The sequence below is a fragment of the Epibacterium sp. ABZ3_068 genome, from assembly GCF_056159265.1.
The window spans coordinates 1,132,244-1,150,747 of sequence record NZ_JBSWUV010000001.1 but is presented as its reverse complement, the minus strand read 5'-3'; the positions used below and the strand labels follow the sequence as shown (position 1 = coordinate 1,150,747).

General features: G+C 53.1%; 16 protein-coding genes and 2 pseudogenes. 10 read left to right on the top strand and 8 right to left on the bottom strand.

Translation table 11 applies throughout. The features are described from left to right. Positions 1-148: 148 nt before the first annotated feature. The 7 genes from ACXAEW_RS05370 to ACXAEW_RS05340 all read left to right on the top strand — a co-directional run bounded on the left by ACXAEW_RS05370 (position 149) and on the right by ACXAEW_RS05340 (position 8,566). Positions 149-493 carry a PadR family transcriptional regulator gene (locus ACXAEW_RS05370; protein ID WP_474940344.1) on the top strand — a complete coding sequence of 115 codons (345 nt, stop codon included), beginning with the start codon at positions 149-151 and terminating at the stop codon, positions 491-493. Then, on the top strand, positions 490-1,098 hold the full coding sequence (locus ACXAEW_RS05365; protein WP_474940343.1) for a DUF1700 domain-containing protein: 609 nt from the start codon (positions 490-492) through the stop codon (positions 1,096-1,098). The genes ACXAEW_RS05370 and ACXAEW_RS05365 overlap by 4 nt, the downstream gene beginning before the upstream one ends. Positions 1,099-1,287: 189 nt before the next feature. Beyond that, positions 1,288-2,331 (top strand): serine hydrolase domain-containing protein, encoded by a 1,044-nt coding sequence (locus ACXAEW_RS05360; RefSeq protein WP_474940342.1) that lies wholly within the window; start codon positions 1,288-1,290, stop codon positions 2,329-2,331. A gap of 203 nt (positions 2,332-2,534) precedes the next feature. Beyond that, on the top strand, positions 2,535-3,143 hold the full coding sequence (locus tag ACXAEW_RS05355; protein ID WP_474940341.1) for a GNAT family N-acetyltransferase: 609 nt from the start codon (positions 2,535-2,537) through the stop codon (positions 3,141-3,143). 704 nt (positions 3,144-3,847) lie between these two features. Continuing rightward, on the top strand, positions 3,848-5,842 hold the full coding sequence (locus tag ACXAEW_RS05350) for an ATP-dependent nuclease (RefSeq protein ID WP_474940340.1): 1,995 nt from the start codon (positions 3,848-3,850) through the stop codon (positions 5,840-5,842). Next, positions 5,826-7,883, top strand: a complete 2,058-nt coding sequence (locus ACXAEW_RS05345) for a UvrD-helicase domain-containing protein (RefSeq protein WP_474940339.1) — start codon at positions 5,826-5,828, stop codon at positions 7,881-7,883. Before ACXAEW_RS05350 ends, ACXAEW_RS05345 begins: the two co-directional genes overlap by 17 nt. Further along, positions 7,880-8,566 carry a TauD/TfdA family dioxygenase gene (locus tag ACXAEW_RS05340; RefSeq protein ID WP_474940338.1) on the top strand — a complete coding sequence of 229 codons (687 nt, stop codon included), beginning with the start codon at positions 7,880-7,882 and terminating at the stop codon, positions 8,564-8,566. Before ACXAEW_RS05345 ends, ACXAEW_RS05340 begins: the two co-directional genes overlap by 4 nt. A 469-nt stretch (positions 8,567-9,035) precedes the next feature. On the opposite strand, the pseudogene ACXAEW_RS05335 reads toward ACXAEW_RS05340, so the two are convergent. From ACXAEW_RS05335 to ACXAEW_RS05300, 8 genes and pseudogenes are all read right to left on the bottom strand, one after another. Beyond that, a pseudogene (locus ACXAEW_RS05335) lies at positions 9,036-9,407 on the bottom strand (IS5 family transposase); the annotation flags it as partial. Positions 9,408-9,764: 357 nt separating this feature from the next. Further along, the gene (locus ACXAEW_RS05330) at positions 9,765-10,685 is read right to left on the bottom strand and encodes a DMT family transporter (RefSeq protein ID WP_474940337.1); all 921 of its coding nucleotides are present in this window, start codon (positions 10,683-10,685) and stop codon (positions 9,765-9,767) included. A 10-nt stretch (positions 10,686-10,695) separates the two neighbouring features. Beyond that, on the bottom strand, positions 10,696-11,409 hold the full coding sequence (locus tag ACXAEW_RS05325) for an SDR family oxidoreductase (protein ID WP_474940336.1): 714 nt from the start codon (positions 11,407-11,409) through the stop codon (positions 10,696-10,698). A 146-nt stretch (positions 11,410-11,555) separates the two neighbouring features. Continuing rightward, positions 11,556-12,230: an HAD family hydrolase gene (locus ACXAEW_RS05320; RefSeq protein ID WP_474940335.1), complete on the bottom strand. Its 675-nt coding sequence runs from the start codon at positions 12,228-12,230 to the stop codon at positions 11,556-11,558. Between the two features lie 14 nt (positions 12,231-12,244). Beyond that, positions 12,245-13,117, bottom strand: coding sequence for a hypothetical protein (locus tag ACXAEW_RS05315; protein ID WP_474940334.1), 873 nt, complete (start codon positions 13,115-13,117; stop codon positions 12,245-12,247). 70 nt (positions 13,118-13,187) lie between these two features. Further along, positions 13,188-13,961, bottom strand: coding sequence for an AfsA-related hotdog domain-containing protein (locus ACXAEW_RS05310; protein ID WP_474940333.1), 774 nt, complete (start codon positions 13,959-13,961; stop codon positions 13,188-13,190). A 28-nt stretch (positions 13,962-13,989) separates the two neighbouring features. Beyond that, on the bottom strand, positions 13,990-14,619 hold the full coding sequence (locus ACXAEW_RS05305; RefSeq protein ID WP_474940332.1) for a hypothetical protein: 630 nt from the start codon (positions 14,617-14,619) through the stop codon (positions 13,990-13,992). Between the two features lie 202 nt (positions 14,620-14,821). Beyond that, complete coding sequence (locus ACXAEW_RS05300) at positions 14,822-15,721, bottom strand: LysR family transcriptional regulator (RefSeq protein ID WP_474940331.1); 900 nt, start codon at positions 15,719-15,721, stop codon at positions 14,822-14,824. Between the two features lie 96 nt (positions 15,722-15,817). Here ACXAEW_RS05300 and ACXAEW_RS05295 point away from each other — a divergent pair, with 96 nt between their 5' ends. From ACXAEW_RS05295 to ACXAEW_RS05285, 3 genes and pseudogenes are all read left to right on the top strand, one after another. After that, entirely contained in the window at positions 15,818-16,801 is a 984-nt protein-coding gene (locus ACXAEW_RS05295; RefSeq protein ID WP_474940330.1) for an aldo/keto reductase, read from the top strand. Positions 16,802-16,814: 13 nt separating this feature from the next. Further along, positions 16,815-17,783 (top strand): malate dehydrogenase, encoded by a 969-nt coding sequence (locus ACXAEW_RS05290; protein ID WP_474940329.1) that lies wholly within the window; start codon positions 16,815-16,817, stop codon positions 17,781-17,783. Positions 17,784-18,216: 433 nt separating this feature from the next. Continuing rightward, positions 18,217-18,414: pseudogene (locus tag ACXAEW_RS05285) on the top strand (transposase); the annotation flags it as partial. Between the last annotated feature and the right edge of the window lie 90 nt (positions 18,415-18,504).

Below are 18,504 nucleotides of genomic sequence, written 5' to 3'. Positions count from 1 at the left end.
GCGTTAGGCCATTGTGAGCCCATTTTGACCAGGATTTGCGTACTCAGTTTCTCAATCTGCGACATCAAATTGCAACAAAAAGGGTCGAAAAAGTTGTGATGATCCAAATACCTTGCAATGCAAGGTATCATGCATTATATCCAACTATATGAATGAAAGCGCAAAGCCTGCAGATTCGGCGCATATCCAGCTCAAAAAGGGGGCATTGCAACTATGTGTCCTGGCCATGTTGTCCCGCAAGGAGAGCTACGCTTACGAGATTTCGAGCACACTCGCGGAAGCTGTCGGAATGGGTGAAGGCACGATCTATCCATTGATGCGCCGGATGCAGAAGGACGGTCTCGTGGAGTCTCATCTTGTCGAAACCAGCAATGGTCCGTCCCGAAAATATTACCGTCTTTCAGACGCTGGACGTCGGGAGTTTGAAAAGCAAAAGAGTGGCTGGATGACCTTCATGACAGCCGTCAATGAGATAGTCGGAGATCGCTCATGATTCAGGAAAAGTTTCTTGAAAACCTACGTCGTGAGTTATGCGATATGCCGGTCCACGAAGTTGATGAAATCATTGAGGATTACCGGTCCTACTTCGATGATGCACACGCTGCTGGCAGAAGCATTAACGAAGTCGTCATGTCTCATGGCGAGCCTCGGCGACTTGCGCAGGAACTACGCACCGAAATGGGTTTGCGCCGCTGGGAGGGACATCAATCACCTTCAAACTTCTGGAAGGCATTGCTGACTTTAGGCGGTCTGGCCGCTGCTGACGTCATAGTCCTGCTACCGGCCATAGTGGTGCTCGGATTGACTGCCTTGATCCTGTTCTTTGTGCTTTCGCTATTCGGAGTGATCGCCATCGGAACACTGCTCGACCTTGTGTCGTCCAGCTATGATCCGGCTGAAGGGTCGGCGACCTATCTTCTGTTACGAAGCATGGGATTTCTAACCGCCTGTATTGGCGGCGGTGTTTTGCTGGTGTTCGCACTTCGCAAAGCAATGACCCAACTGGCTCGTTACGCGCGGCTTCACTATCGGTTATTGCGGCCCGGGTCTCCCGGCGCTGCCCCATCCAACGTTGAAAACCCAAGTTCGAATGGCTGATGTGATGAGGGAATACATCGCATGAAACACCGATATTTGATGTCTGGTCTAACATTCGCGGCGATCGCCGGATTCGCGCTGATCTACCTCATACAGACTGGGGAACGTGGATTATGGGCCCAAACGCAGCCTGTCCGGACAATAGATGTCACACGGCTTGACGCCACGGAGACTCGGAAATTGGGCTGGATGCCGAAAGAGCTGGATGCCGTATTCGACTATGCAGCAACCTTGAGTACCGATTCCTTAATAATTGTCACCAATGGTCAAATTGTCGGTGCGTTCGGCGATTTGTCAAAGCCCTACAACGTCCATTCCATTCGAAAAGCACTTCTCAGTGCTGTTGTCGGTCAACATGCTGGTATCGACGCTGAACAGGTGCCTCTCGATGCGACGTTGCGGGAACTGGGTATCGACGATTCACCAATGCCATTATCCGAAGTGCAAAGATCTGCAACGGTCAACCATCTCCTGAAAAGCACGTCAGGTATAAACCACCCGGCCGCCGCCGAAGGCGGATTGACCGCTGAGAAAAACCGCCGTTTGGGTGATGGCGAAAATCAACCAGGGGAAATCTGGGCCTACAACAACTGGGACTACAATGCCCTCACCACGATCTTTGAGAATCGCACGGGATTAACCGTCGCGGAAGCCTTTCAAAGTGGCATTGCCGAACCGGCCGATATGAAGGATTTCGACATCGAAGCGGTTTCCTATGTTAGCGATCCAACGCGATCACAGCATAAGTCAGCAGCGTTTCAGATGTCTGCCCGTGATCTCGCGGTCTTTGGACAGATTTATCTCAATGGAGGTCGGCTGGGTGGCAAGCAGATCCTGCCACGATCCTGGATTGATCGGATCGTCGACAGATTTTCAGAAACCGGTAGGAATGACCTGAGATGGGGACATGGTGATCTTTGGTGGCTTCCCGGCCCACAAAGCGGTTTACCCGAAGGCACATTTTGGGGTTGGGGCCTGGGAAATCAAGCACTGTTTGCAATCCCGGTATGGGATACCGTGATCGTCGTCCAATCAGACACCACGGAGTTCCTGAAGCGTTTCATTCCAATGATCGCCGATGGTGAAAGATCAGCGGAAGAAGTTCTTGAAGAATTGATCATCTCATGTATCGATCCGGGTCAACGCGAAAGTGAATACTGTGTGGAGCATCGGTTCACGACACCACGAGAGTTTGAGAAACTCGTCTCAATGATTCGGAATGCGCGCCTTTAGGAGGCAATTCTCAAGTGCTCGACACAAAGCTCCACTATGAAGCTCTTCGTTCAATCGCGACATGGAACGAAGGTCCCAATTGTCCCGCAAATTAGACATCTGAGATACTCGGAAGGGAGTGACGTTTTGACTAAATCCGAATTGACTGCCATAGGAATTTCGATAGTTGCGCTTGGCGTGTCTAGTTTTACGGCATTTTCCCAATGATCATACGGCAGGCCAAGAAAGCCGACTTGGAGGCGCTTTACTTCGTCTCACTAAAAACTGGTCATCTGGGCGAGGATGCCACCAATCTCTATTCAGACCCTTCGATGATGGGTCACATTTATTCTGCGCCATACCTCCTCTTTGAACCAGAGTTGGCATTTGTCATTGAGAACAACAATGAAGTTGCTGGATTCTGTGTCGGCACAAAGGACACGGTAGATTTTGGGGCGCGTCTCGAAGCCCATTGGTGGCCTACCCTCCGAAAAAAGTATGCAAGACCAGCGCCTAACTCACGGGCGGCGTGGTCTGCGGATGAACGTAGGAGTCAATTGATCCACGAACCTAAACCCACGCCATCATCGGTTGTGGAAATCTATCCCGCGCACCTTCACATGAACTTACTTCCCGTCTTTCAGGGGCAACGCCTGGGAGGCAGATTACTTGAATACTGGTTGAACAAGGCCAGACAACTGGGCGCCAAATCCGTTCATATTGGCTCGAACGCCAACAATGTCAGAGCCATAAGATTCTGGCGTAGCCAAGGGTTTAAGGAAATTTCCTGCTCGGGATCAGATACAACATGGATGGGTAGGTCAATAACCTAGTCGGCGGACGGCTTTGTCCCGCGCCTTGCACATTGCCCGACAAATTCTCGCTGCACCCTGCATGAATGGCCGATTCATCCGCCGCACGGCAGCGCTCGAATGTATGCCAATGCAGCGATTATTCTTCTGCGAGCGCGCGCAGCGAGAAAATCAAATTCACAGGATGGGCTCAAAGCTGACTTGCGGCGATGCCGCATCAAGGTTGCAGCGAATCCGCACCTGATCCATGCTGCCAGATGACGCCAGCCAGCCCAAAGCGGACATGATCGGGTCGACGCTCGCAGCGTAGCTGATCCGGTAGTGGGCGGAAAGCAGACATTAGCCGCGTCTGCGAAAACTCCATCCCTCAACCCTGAAACCAGACCTTCACCATTCATGTGGTAAGACTTTCCTGCCAATCAGGTTGAAGTTCTTGGGACCCAAAGCTTTAGATTAAATCCTTCAGGTTGCCTAGGTCAGTAAGAATGCTGGATGCTGCTGGGCCTTACTACTCATTGCCATTTTCAAAAAAGAGGCCCTTTAATCAATCCTGGCGATTATACGGAGGGGTAGACTCAACTGTTGAAGGCAGCAAGTTTATCCCTATGCTGAGGAAAATTTATCGAAAAATTCTTACCCGAATCCGGGTGCCGTGGATGAGATTACAACGAACTTTGGGTTAGGGGGCATATCCCGCTAACTGTATTTTGCATCAGGAGACAGGTTTGTATTTATCAAACGTGAATATTCAGGGTTTTCGGTTATTCAAACAGCTCGTTCTGAACCTTAATCGCGGCCTGAATGTTCTTGTTGGCGAGAACGACTCCGGCAAGACCACGCTCATTGATGCCGTCAGGTATGCCCTCGGTACAAAATCTTTCGATAGGAACTTCATTTCCGAACAGGATTTCCATGAAGACCTTGACGAATTCACGATTCAGTTGAAGTTTTTAGACGTGGATGCGCATGCGTATCGCTTTGTTGAGCACCTCTCAAACGAGAAGTATGGAGACGGGGAAGGTGCAAAAAAGCAGCGATCAGTTCTCTACTTACATTTGCGTGCGCAAAAAACCGGGGAAGAGCGGCGCGGCTATCCACATATCAGGTCGGAGTTGCGCTCTGGTTCGGATGGGAAAGGGCTACCCGTAGAAGCGGAAATTCGAGACTTCCTAGCCACGACGTATCTAAGACCCTTGCGGGATGCTGAAGCAGAACTTTCGTCAGGTAGGGCGTCTAGGCTGTCGCAAATACTTAGCTCTTCGAAAGAAATTCGGGGTCAGACCGATCAAATCTTGTCTGTCATAGCTGAGGCCAATGAAAGCCTTCTTGCAGATGAGGCGGCTTTGAAAAAGGCAGCTGAAAACATACAGGAAAACTACCTTCACCATCTGATATTTGAAGGCGACAAAGAAGAACTCGGCGCGTTTGTGGACATTGCAGGTGTCAAGAAGAACGACCTTGCCGCTCTGCCCGACAACCTAAAGCGAAGGCATCTCCGGGAGGTTTTGGAAGGGTTGAGCCTAACTCTGACAGATGACCGGCGTATGCACGGTCTGGGGTATCATAATTTGCTGTTCATGGGGGCGGAGTTGCTATTTCTGGAACAGGAATCGGATAAAGAATTTCCCCTGTTGCTGATTGAAGAGCCAGAAGCGCATCTGCATCCGCAGCTTCAGATGAAACTGCTGCAATTCATCAACGCAAAGACCAAGTCCGCCGATAGGCCCGACGGCGTGCAGTGCATTTTGACGACACATAGTCCGAATATCTCGTCGCAGGTACTTCCTTCGGAAGTCATTATGCTAGGAGCCGGGATGGCATGGGCGCTCAGGCCTAAAGAGACCGAACTGTGTCCAGGTGACTACAAATTTTTGCAGAAATTCCTAGATGCGACGAAGGCCAACGTCTTCTTCGCTAGGGGTATTCTTTTTGTCGAAGGAGATGGCGAGAATATCCTGCTGCCTGCGATTGCGCGCTTGCTTGGCAGACCTTTGGAAAACTACGGTGTTTCAATCGTAAAGTACGACAATAGCGGTTCTTGGAAGCGCTTTGCCAGACTGTTCTTGCGGCTAGGGAAAGATGACTTAGCTGAAACTGAAAACTGGAACCCAACCAAGGTTTGTGTGCTGCGCGATCTCGATCTCTGGCCCGACTGTGCAGAAGAAAAGGATGATGGGAGCAACCCCTACGGTTTCAAAAGGCCATCGAAAGGGAATCATAGATACTGGCACCGGAATTGCGATGACCAAGGGCAACGCAAGGTCGATCACATAGACGGCCTGAGCAGGCAAAATGTTCTGGTCAAAATATCCGATGATTGGACGTTTGAATACTGCCTGGCCAAGTACGGCCTGTTTGATGAGTGCTACGAGGCAATCAAAGGTTCAAAAGAGGGGATAGATGGAGTCGTCGGCACTGACGACGAAAGAGCGACATACATTTTGGCCAACACCTCCAAAACAGACTTCGCCTACAAATTATCCGAAATTCTTGAAGCGCAACTAAAAAACAAGGTTTCGGACGCAGTTGCCGCCCTAACAGAGGAGCAACGCTGCGACCCCGCCGTTTGCGCCGCTGCAATCGCAAACGCGGGAAATGAATTCGCCCTCGAACTAAAAAGAAAATTGCCTCCCTACATCGTTGAAGCAATCGAATATGTGACCGTTCCAATTGTTGATGCTAATCAGGAGGAGGAGTCGGTCGATGGCGTCCCCGCTTGATGGCCTGATCACACGTGAGGACATTGTTGAAGTCGCCGCAAGCGAAGGCTTGGTGCTTGAGGACGAAGAACGCACTTCGATTCTTGAGATAATGCGATCAATTGACGTTCAGGCTTGTCCGGGCAGCGGCAAGACGACCCTTGTCGCTGCCAAGCTTATTCTTCTTGCGAGGAAGTGGCCCTACAATGATCGGGGTATTTGTGTTCTATCACATACCAATGTGGCCAAGGACGAGATTGTCGATCGGCTCGTTGCATCCAGATATCCGGAAGCGCAAGGGCTTCTTTCTTACCCCCATTTCATAGGCACTATTCAAGAGTTTATTGGAAAGTATGCGGCTTTCCCATTTCTTCGATCCAAAGGAATAGAAATTCGTCAGGTCGATACAGATACATGCGTTCAGATGCTTTATTCAAAGCTGTCAAATAGGACACGCGCGTATGTTGATCGCAAGAGCACTTATTCAAACATTTTGTATGATTTTGGACTGCGGTTCGACGATAACAAGTTGGAAATTGACGTTCCAACATTCTCAAACGTCTCGACATCAAATTCATTCAAGGAACTGCGTGATAAGAAAGCTGAGCAGATCCGTAATGGCTTATTTTTCTTTCGTGATGTGTATACTTTCGCCGAGCTAGCCTTAGCCAGAAGCGAAACTTTGGGGTCAGCGCTTCAGACCAGGTTCCCATGCGTTTTCTTGGACGAGATGCAGGATACCCAGAAGTTTCAGGATGATCTTTTGCGCAAGATATTTCCTGTCGATGATGAGAGGTTGATTGTTCAGCGTTTTGGCGACCCCGACCAAGCAATCTTCCATGGTTCCGAAGGGGAGGAACCGAATGAGAGTTTTAATGCGAAAACTGCCAGCGACATGGACTTTGTCGTCAACAAATCCCATCGGTTTGATGGATCGATTGCCGAGAAAACAAAAGCGTTCAGCCTGAATTCAGTGCCGCTGGAGACAGAGCAATCGGAGGAGAAGGTTGCGGAACTGCTGGCTCACGCCTCTAAAGTAGGCGAGTTCCAGCATACGCTTCTGATCTATGAAAACGAAACGCGCGAGAGTGTTATCGACTGTTTTGCCGAACTTGTTTCCAGTCAGTTTTCTGACGAAAAGAAAAGGTCTGATCGCTTTTGCGTGAAGGCGGTAGGTGCAGTTGGTAACGAAATTGATCCTGCCAAAGACCAGTTGAAGATCGGTCATTACTGGCCTTCATATGACAAGGGTAGGTCGAAGACGCGTTTCAAACCGGCTACTTTGCAGGAGGCGGTAGAATTCTGCCGCAGATCCGAGGTCTCGGACTGGGCAGATAGTTACAAACTGATCTTGGACGGTGTTGTCCAGTTTTTGAGATTGGCACGTTTCACAGAAGAAAATGGACGGAACCACACGTCAAGATCGCTGCGGATGTATCTAGAGTCCAAAAGCCAATGGGCACGCTTTCGCCAGGCCATTTATTTGTTGCTAAGAGATGCGGGGCAAATTGAAGAGGATTTCTGGACGGAAACCTGTGAGAAGCTCAAGCAAATATTCGAACTTGATGCACTGCCGCTCGAAGCTGAAGCATTTTTGGCCTACTCCGAAGAGATTGAACTGATCGATGATGTCGGTGATATCGAGGAACAGGAGGTGACTGCGTCTGTTCAGCCTACCGGAAACTCTTACTTCCACCCGGATGGATTTAAAATTGAAATTTCGACCATTCACGGCGTTAAAGGCGAAACGCACGACGCAACGTTGGTTCTGGAGACAAAAAACCACTGCTGCGATCTTGAGGTAATGCTGCCATATTTGACTGGATGCCTGCCGAGCGAAGCGCATCCAAACTCAAAGGTGCCTGATAAGCCGCACGCGACTAGGGCATTCAAACCTAACAAGATATTCATGCGCCAGCTTTACGTTGCGATGAGCAGGCCACGACATTTGCTGTGTCTTGCTGTTCATTCGGACAGAGTAACTGCAGAACAGGAAGCAACTTTGCTTGGTGTTGGCTGGAATATCCAAAGGGTGATTGTTCCGGCGGGAGCAGAAGAATGAATAATGAACGACACACCAAAAGCCTTCCGAAGTATATAGCTGAAAGCCTCGACACGTATGGGTACTTTTTCTCAAGTGAAAATATCTTCACCGATTTCGAAGTCGCAGAAGAACTAGTCAAACTGGGCAAAAGGATGGGACAAGTCCGAACAGGACGTTTCGGATCGCCGGTAGAGGTTCTTTCCCCATTGAGTAGCACTAATGCGCCGCCCCATTCGCTAAGTGCGATTCACGGACATGGTGAGTTTCCATATCATGTTGATGGGTCCCATCTCACTTCCCCAAGTAGGTATTTGCTGCTCTTCTGCTCCGAAGCAATCGGGTCAATCGCACCAACGCATATCCTGCATCGACGTGACTTGGATTTGACTCCAGATGTTGTCGAAGCGATGCGAGCTGGTGTCTTTTTGGTGCGAAATGGAAAAAGGTCATTCTATGCCAATATCCTGTCCGATGCTGTTTCGTTTATGCGGTGGGATGCAGGCTGTATGTTTCCAAAAGATAGAAAAGCTATGAAGGCAGCCAAAGCCCTTTCACAGCCTGCAAACATAACGATGAAAACAACTATCAATTGGCAAGCAGGGGCATTTCTTATCATTGATAACTGGTCCGTTTTACACGCTCGCGGCCCAGTTGTAGATAAGACCTCACGGCGAGAACTCTTAAGGGTATCAGTCCAATGAACAATGATGTACCGCCTGCGCTAGCCCCAAGCGCGCTATATTCCAAGTCTCAGTTGTATATCCAGCGGGCTTTGGTTCGGCAGGCCGCAGGCGAAACTGATGAGTATCAACTATGGGCGTCACTTGCGCTTGAGTTGTTGGGCAAGTCTGCCCTGTCGTCGATTCATCCCTCATTGATCGCTGATCCACTTCACTATCAGTCCCTTTTTGCGGCATCTGGGGTGAATGTATCGACCGATATAAAGACAATTACGGCCAAGACTTTGTTTGAGAGGCTCCTGCATCTGGTCAAGCCGTTTGATGGGAAGGTGAAGGAGTTCTGTAACCAAGTCGCAAATCGCCGCAATGCAGAACTTCACTCAGGGGACGCGCCCTTTGCTGCAACTCGATCTGAAAAATGGGAAGCAGAGTATTGGTATGCCGTCGACCTAATCCTCACCTTTCAAGGTCAGACATTTGAAACTTGGTTACCGGTGCTGTCGATCAGGAGGTTCAGAGGCTGGCTCGAGCGCCGATACGGGATCTGCACCTGGATCCGAGCCTGCCGTCGGCACAGCGTCGAATAGTCGGGCACGGGCCAGTCGAGCCCGGCCATCTCGATCAGGCTCGCGACCAGGCCGACGGTCTGGCGAAGCGGCAAGCCGAACAGGACTTTCAACGTGAGACAGGTCTGAATAGCGCTGTCGGAGAAGGTCTCGGGATGGCCACGCTTGCCGCTTTGCTCCGCCTGCCAGAGCATTTCAGGATCGAACCAGATGGACAACGATCCTCGCCGCTTCAGGGAGGCGTTATAGTCGGACCAGTTCGTCGTGCGGTAGCGGGTGTTGGCAGGCTTGGGCATGCCAGCGCATCTAACCATCACGATTCCCAAGCGGAATCCCTCTCACCGATATGTGCAACAAGCCCGAGCAGCTCGACCTTCAGGCCTTGCAACGTGCGCGGGAGCGCCTGGTGTCAGACAGAACGCGCCTGATAAACTGGAGGTGGCATAGAGTTTGCCGGAGCCTTCAACTCTTGAATTGGATGGTACATCTGGAGCAAGACAACAAACAAATATTCCACGGAAGTGCGCGAGTGAACGGTTCGCATGGCTTTGGACAATACGGCTAGGATCACAAAGTGACCGCCTGTTAGGCTTCGCGTGAACCTCCAGCTGTTTTGCAGCTGAAGGCTATGCTTTCTTAGCTGCATAGCAGCTTTATTCAGCGATGATCGTTCTGTTGCGGAATAGCCCAGACAGACGGCCCTGGCCGATCAGGACGCCACAGATCGTCAGCGCAATTCCCAGGACCTGAACCAAATGGGGAACGGTTCCGAGAAGCGCTGAAATAAGCAACGCGAATACCGGCACGAAGTTGAAAAAGATCGATGTTTTGCCAGGGCCACGCACCGCGATACCCACGTTCCAGAACAAATAGGCAAGCACCGAACCGGCAATCCCCATCCAAAACGCTGCGGCAAGACTGATCCCGGAGGTTTGTGCGGCGGCTTGGAACGGCGCCTCAAAAAGGAATGCGAAAACTATCAGAGCCAGCGACCCGAAGAACATGGTCCAGCTTGTCGTCTCAAGCGGTGTCGAGTTCTTGATAAACGCGCGGGTCCCGACGGTGTACGCAGCCCACCCGATGGATCCCATGAGGATAATGAGGTCTCCGACAGCAAATTCGATCTGACCCGACAGAATACGTCCGTTGGTAATGACCAATGATACCCCAATCAAGCTGATAACCATGCCGATAATCCGATCCAGTGCGGGCCATTCTCTGTTCAACAAGGCCTCGAGAATATTCGCAGAAATCGGTGTGGTGGCCATGATCAACGACGCGGTGATCGGCGAAGAGGTCTGCAACCCGACAAAAAGGGAGCCGTTGAAACCAGCGACGCCGATCACGCCCAGCAGAACATATGCCACGAAGTTACGCGACAGGGTCGAGAGGCGCAGCCCCTCCTTGACGATGAGGATCGCGAAAATTCCAATTACCGCGATGATAAACCGCTCAACTGAGGCGGTCCATGGTGGTACGCTTTCCAGAGCGAACTTGGTGGCTTGGAAATTCGACCCCCAGAAGAAGGCGGCCAAAAGTGTCAGCATAACTGCTGTTGTTGCGGTGGTTTTCATGTTTCCGTCCTTAATCCTGGTACCAAAGCGGCGCATCCAATCTCATCGAAGAGATTTGCGCCGTTTCCGATGAGGACATCACGAAGCTCACGGCGCTGGCGACATCCTCCGGGCGAAGCATTTTCGCCAGTTTTTCCGGTGGAAACTCCCCGGCGGCACCCAAGTTCTCGCGAAAACCTGTGTCCACCTTGTCAACCTGGATCGCACAGACACGAACATTTCGTGGCATGCCCCACTGACGCAGGCCACCTGTGTAGCCTTCCACGGCAAACTTTGATGCCGAGTAGGACAGCAGGGCATGCGTGTGGTCCGTGCCCCAGATCGACGAGATATTCACGATATCTGCCCGGGGGTTGCGGGCAAGCTGAGGAAGGGCAAACTTGGTCAGTTGAAACACCCCCTTCACATTGACATCGAACGTTTTGTCCCATTCGTTGATGTCGGCGGTGTCGGGGCCGCCACCGTAGCAAATCCCCGCCACATTCACGAGCGTGTCGATCCCGCCGAAGGCCTCAACGGCATCCTCGATCGCGGCCTGACAGGCCTCTGAACTGCGAATATCGAATTGGATCGGCAGGAAGTTTTCGTAGCTGGCACCCTCCGGTTGCGCGATCTCGGTGTGATCGGCCGCGATGACGCGATGCCCGTCCGCCAGGCAGCGCGCCACGGTAGCTGCTCCGATGCCCCCGGTGGCCCCGGTGATGACTATGATCTTGGTTTTCATCTGGTATCCTCTCATGTCTGGCCAACCGGAATCCGGTCAGCTGTTTGAACGTTAATGCCCTGTCCTGCGGGACAGCAGGATGGCGATGCGGGCATGAATTTTCTGCAGCGAATGTCCGAAACCCTTTTTCCATTCATGGAAAAAGATCAGGTGGCGACGAGACCGCTTTCGAGCACGGGCCACCCTCGGGCTCTCGCCAGAACTGCAAGGGGCGAAGCCTCCCCCACTACGGCTCGATGCCCAACGGCTTCGAGCATCGGAAGATCGCTGAGATCGTCTCCGATCGCCCAGCAATCCTGTGCCACCGCACGCTTGCCCTCCAGAAAGCGTTCGATCGCAATACGCTTGCCGTGACCGATTGAAGGGAATGGTCCGATCTCCCCGGTATAGATCCCGCCAGGGCCGATGATCATCGGAGCGCAAAGAATGTGATGCACACCCATCTGCGCCGCAACCGGCTCAAGGATTTCCTCGAAGGAGCCAGAGACGAAAACCGCTTCTGCGCCCTCTCCCTGCAGTCTGTTCATCAATGCCAGGCTCGCTTCGATGATCAGGCCTGGTCGGACAGACACCTCCCGCCACCACTTTTCGCCGGCAGACTGAAGCTCTTGCGGAGACAGGCCGGCCAGGTGCCTGTAGTAAGCGCGGTTCAGATCTTCACGCGGCAGTCCGCTCGAGACAAGCTCATCAAATTCGGTCTCAAAGGTTGTGAGCGCCTGCGTATTGCCGCAGAGCTGGCACCAAAATCGAAAAAAATCGAACATGCTCTTGGTACGGATAAGCGTCTCATCGACATCAAAAAATGCGTATATCCTGGACATAACGAGTGTTCCTTTCAGACCTGCTCAACGTGGCGCTGAAGCGGGTTCGGGTGAGGGTGTGTCGTAAACTCCGAGAAAGAGGGGCCCGTCATTTTCAGCTGTGCATGAATGTCTCCGCCGAGACCGTAGCGGCCGATGGCACCGCCGTGGCTCATCTGGTAACTCATGAACAAGACGACGACGTTGATCACCCGGTTACCCGGACGCCCCCGGTCCGGGAATGGATCCGGGAGGACCGCTTCGAACGAAGCAAAGCCATTCTGGTCCGATTTGAAGGCATTCGGTATGCCCAGAGGGGCCGGTCTCGAAGCCCCGGAGGGGTCAAGATCCCGTTCGCGCAGCGTCATGATCGTGTAGAGAGAATTCGGGACCAGCCCGCTGAACGAAAAGCTGAAGCGGGCGTCGCGGTTCTCATTCTCAAGTGAGATTTCAAGTGTCCCGCGGGCCTGCATCCAGTCACCAAGCGTCACCGCCTGACGCAAGGAGCGACCATGTTCCCATTCTGCGTCCGGGATGGGCGTCTCATGAAACGCGTAGCTTGGCTTCTTCTCTTCGCGTGCACCAGGGTACTGAGAAGGCGCAAAGAGCATCTGGTAATTGTTACAAGGCAGAGGGATCGGCAGTGTGTGTAAGACCATGCTCGCCAATGCCTCGGGAAGGTCTTCGTCAAAGCGCCTGAGAATGGTATATGGCGCCCGCTCGCCAAAGTCGGGAACCTCACTTTTCGCCGACACAATCGCCCGTCCCCAGTGCGTCAAGATACGCCCATCCGGCAGGACATCGTTGATTGCGCCAACGACGACAAAATCGCCCTCGGGGGTCATAACCTCACTCGGCGGATAGAGCGGACCTTGGGTGGTGACACTCAATTCGTATTTGCGGTGCATATCTGAATGCTCCCAGTCAAGGTTGAGGATTTTGCGAAGCTGGGCCGATTGGCCGGCCCATCTCAAAGGATCAGACCACTTGGGCCGCCTGACTGATCGGGACAGCTGTCTTGAATATTCCGGCCACTGCGCTCTCCGCGAGGGCGCGCTCCTTCTGTGCGATCAGGGAGGCGGGATAGACGGTGAAGGAAAAGCCGGAAGTCATGCAGCGCATGCCAGATTGAACCAAATCCACCTCGACTTCGAACTTTTGACGCCGCTCGTTGATGTCCTTGCTGATCACTCGGTAATCGAGATGCGCAGAAACCGGGAAAACGAAATTCTCAAACTTCGTTCCGACCGAGTTGATCACGAAGTAGCTCTTCTGGTTCCGATCAGAGAGGAAGAACTGCTCGGTCACAACAAGGAAGGCCTGGCGGGCTGCTTCGATCAGAACCATTCCCTGGATATGCTGGCCAGTCTGATGGTCCCCCATCAACTCACAACCCTCATCGACCAGAAGATGCATGCGATAGGAGTCAGCACCGGTTTTGTGCGGCTCGGTGATCAGGGTGTTGTGGTCGTGCCGTTTGTGCGAATGATGGCCACCGGCCCTTTTAGCGTTAAGCGTTAGCGGGCTCGTATCCCACATATCCCCCTCAGGGTCTGTATCCCGGATACGGCTGAGAATGGCATCGATTTCGCTGTCCGCCACGCCCTGACCACGATGCAGAACCAGCCTTTGGGGAAGCATCGATTTCGGCAGGTCGATTAGGGTGATCACCTGATCGGGCGTGACCGCCCCGCAGTGGGCCGCAAACTCAGAGAATTTGTTCGCGACAATGATGAGATCCTTTTGTGTCATGCTTGAGCACCTCTCTATTCTTGATTTTTCAAGCCGCGTTCGCAGCACTACGGGCCGCACTCGCGCTCTCATAGAACTCGGTGTAAAGCCCGTCGGTCCCGCCGGTGATGTAGGTGTTGCCAGCCTGCTGAACGATGTCCTTGTAGCGCTCCGAGGTGAAATCGACGTTGTAGGTCTCAACCGGGGCATCGAAGCCAGCCACAAACATCACGCCGGGAACCCCGCTGATGACCGAATGGTAGGCCAGAAAAATCTCAGCAGCATCATTGCCCCGCACCACATCGAAAATGGTCTCTTCACGCCACTTCCGATAGGCCGACATCATCGAAGGCATCACCTCGACATGCCGCAGCTGGATGAAGCGGGTTTGCGGAATCGGATCGGAACAATCTTTCGGCGCTTCCACAAAGTCGAGAACCTCGCGACGAACATCGGCAACCATCATTTTTCCGATCTCGGTGTCACCCACCGGCGGAGCCATGTTGACGAGGTCAAGCAAAGAGCTACCCTCAGGCAACGGCAGGATCTCGATCACTTCGGGAGATGAGAGCGATTTCAGGATGCGTCCCTGACTGGATTGGGATAGCTTTTCGCACAGGGCGTCCTTGTGTTCGGGTGTCGTTGGGAAGCGTGAAATCATGATAAGGCGAGAGGCCATTGCAGTAATTCCTTCTTTTGATACAAAGTAGTCCCCCGCCAATCCGGCTTCACATGAAGGTGTTGATGGCGGACGAGTTCAGCGTCCTCCATCGCAGGCGTCCTGAAAATATCAAAAACTTGAGAACTGTTTTCCGTATACGGAAAACTTTTGCGCATGAATTAGTCAGAGCGATTTCGAGAGGGTCGGCAGGCCAAGGATGTCAAAATTCTGGCTGGAGTTCCGAGCGATGTTCGGCGACGATTTCACGTAGAAAATCACAGATGGCTCGAATGCGTGCGGACTGAGAAAGGTCTGACTGCATCACAAGAAAGATGGGCTGATCGAGGCCGATGCTTTCGCGCACACAGACAAGATCAGCGCTCCGCGCCAAGAAATGCGGCAGCGATGCCACCCCAAGCCCGGCCTTGACCGCAGCGAGTTGAGCTGGAAGGTCTGTGGTTTCGATCCTTGCCTGGGTATTGCCGGCCAGTCGATCAAGCAGTTTCGCCGATGACAGTCCGACATGCTTTTCGCTCCAAGTGATGATCGAATGCCCTTCGAGGCTCGCTATATTGGGGGCAACCGGGTTCCGCTCAAGATACTTGCGATTGGCATAGAGGCCCCAGCCCATGGTTCCAACACGTTGTATCGAGATATTTCCGCGCTCGGGGGCCACCATTCTGAGCGCCACATCTGCGTCGCGCCGATGCAGATCCGCCGTTTGGATGTCCGTGATAATCTCCACCGTCAACTTCGGATAGAGGTTAATGAAGCGCGGCAGCGTGGGAATGATCACGTGGGCTGCGAGGGTTTCGGCCGTGGCAAGACGCACCCGCCCAGAGATCTCTGCACGCGCCGCCGCAGTTGAACTGAAAGACAGCGCAGCGGTCTCGAGAGCTTCAGCCTTATCAAGGAGCGCAACGCCATCCTCGGTCAGCCGGTAGCCGGATTGCGCCCGCGCAAAGAGCGGAACCCCGATGGCCCGCTCCAGACGTTCGATCCTCCGAGAGAGCGTGGCGATCCCGATCTGTAAATGGGACGCAGCGGCACTCAATGTTCCCAGGCGAGCAACCGCCAGAAAGGGTCTGGCATCATCCCAATTGAGGCGTGGCTGTGACATATTCCGAATCTGAAAAACCTTCTACGAATAATCGATAGATACCCCGCTTGGGCAACATGTCAAACTTGTTCCAAAGAATTATTGGAGCAGAATTTGATGAAACAGCGTGTTCTAGGATCATCCTTGACGGTTTCCGAGATTGGTCTCGGCTGCATGGGTATGAGCGAGTTTTACGGATCGCGTGATGACAAGGTGTCCCTCGAAACTCTTGCAGAGGCGATCGATCTTGGGTGTGATTTTTTTGACACTTCAGACATGTATGGCGACGGACACAACGAGCGTCTCATCGGAACTTTTCTCAAACAATCCGGCACGCGCCCAAAGATTGCCACCAAGTTCGGTATTGTCCGGGAACCGGGCCAATACGCGCGACGGATCGACAACAGTCCAGAGTATATCCGGAAAAGCTGCGAAGCGTCGTTGCGGCGCCTAGGCGTTGAAACGATCGACCTTTACTATGTCCACCGACTTTCACAAGACGTGCCGGTTGAAGAGACAATCGGCGTTCTCGGCGAATTGGTTGCTGAGGGGAAGATCGCCAATATCGGCCTGTGCGAAGTCTCCGCCAAGACCCTGCGCCGAGCCCACCGGGTCCATCCGGTTGCGGCTGTTCAAACTGAATATTCCTTGTGGACGCGCAACGTTGAGGCGGAAGTCCTCCCAACCTGTCGTGATCTCGGCATCGGCTTTGTGCCATATTCGCCTCTTGGCCGTGGCTTCCTGACCGGGCAGTACCGCGACCAGGCCAGATTTGAGGAGGGTGACATTCGCGGCATGCTTCCGCGTTTCGAACAGCAGGCAATGGAGCAAAATCTTCAGATTGTCGATATCGTCGAGGACCTGGCTGAACTCCATGAATGCACGCCCGCACAGATATGTCTGGCTTGGCTCCTAGGGTCCGGAGACTTCATCGTCCCAATCCCTGGCACGAAACGTCCGAAATATCTTCGCGAAAATATTGGTGCTGCAGACGTCAGGATTTCGGAGTTCGAACGCGTCAAGTTGCAGCGCGTTCTCGACAATGTCGGCGTTACCGGCGAGCGATACACGGCAGAAGGTATGAAGGGTCTCGAGGTCTGAGGAGGAGATGGAGATGATCAAATCGACAAAAAAAGTGGTGGTGTCGGGCGCGGCCGGACAGATTGCATATTCGCTGCTGTTTCGCCTTGGGGCGGGAGCGCTATATGGCGAAGATCAGGATATCAGCCTCTGCTTGCTCGATGTGCCGGCGGCAGATGACCGGGTGACTGGCGTCGCGATGGAACTCGCAGATTGCGCCTTCCCGCGGGTGCGTTCCATCATTGCAACCAACGATCCGGGCGTAGCCTTCGAGGGGGCGGATGTGATTTTCCTGGTCGGAGCGAAGCCCCGAGGGGCGGGAGAGGAACGCTCCGACCTTCTGAAGGAGAATGCTAAGATTTTCGAAACTCAGGGCGAGGCTCTGAACAAGGTGGCCGGACCGGATGTGAAAGTCCTAGTCGTTGGCAATCCGGCGAACACGAATGCGCTGGTTCTGGCTCGCCATGCCCCCAATGTCCCACGCCGTAACATCACCGCGATGATGCGGCTGGACCACAATCGCGCGGTCTCCATGCTCGCTGGGGCAGCCGATGCGTCTGTGTCGGAGGTAACGCAGATGGTTGTTTGGGGAAATCACTCCTCGACCATGGTTGCTGATATCAGCCATGCGCAGATTGAGGGTAAACCTGCGCGAGCCGTCGTTGATCCGGCCTGGCTGGAGGGGACCTTCAGGTCCAGTGTTGCCGAACGTGGGTCCGAAATCATTCGCGCCCGAGGCGCTTCTTCCGCAGCGTCAGCTGCGAATGCTGCGCTTGATCACATGCGCGACTGGATTCACGGCAGCGATGGTCGGTGGGTAACCTTCGGGATTTTCGGAGGCGAAACCTATGGGTTTGACGCGGATCTGGTCATGGGGTTGCCGGTCATCTGCAAAAACGGCAACTATGAGATCGTGGCAATGGAAATAAGCGCCGCGGTACGCGAACGCATCGAAACTTCCACCGACGAGCTCGCGAAAGAACGGGAGGCTGTTGGGGCATAACTGGTTGCCGTGCGTCCAGTGACCTCCAAGGCAGTAGGCCAATCGTGGGCTTCTGATAGATCGGCGTCAAATCAATGCCTGTCGCGGGATGCTCATAGTCTGAGTGTCACTCAATGGTCATATTTAGTTTGCAGACCATCGGACTCGTCAATCCAGGCAAAGCCTTCTATCGTGAAGGAGACGATAGAGAGGATGAACATGGCTATACGCGAAAACGGCAGTGTAATTATAGGAACAATTGAAAACTTAGTTAAGGGGGTCCGCTCTTCTAGGATGCCACGATCGGCCGTGAATGGTGTGTTGGCACAGGTCACTGAGTTCACCGAACAACTCGTTACGACATATACCTCGGAAATTGCACCAGGTTAGGTGAGAGTGTCCGACCTTTTGTGTATGAATGATCCGGTCGATGCTTCATCGAAAGGAAGCATGCATGACGATCTCCAAGGAACTGCTGGACGAACTGCTGAAGGGCGTTGAGCGCCCCGAGGAACTGCTCGGCGACGCCGTGCTGATGAAAGAGCTCAAGATCAAGCTCATGGAACGGTTGCTGGGCGCCGAGCTGACAGCACACCTCGGTTACGAGGAGGGCAAGGAAGCCCCGCCCGGTCAGACCAACCGCCGGAATGGCGCTGACCTGCCCCTTTTTTGAGGGCCACTCGTAAGTAGAGCTTGTTCTCGTTCTGTTTGCCATTATTCGGCGGCGCCCATTGCGTTTTGT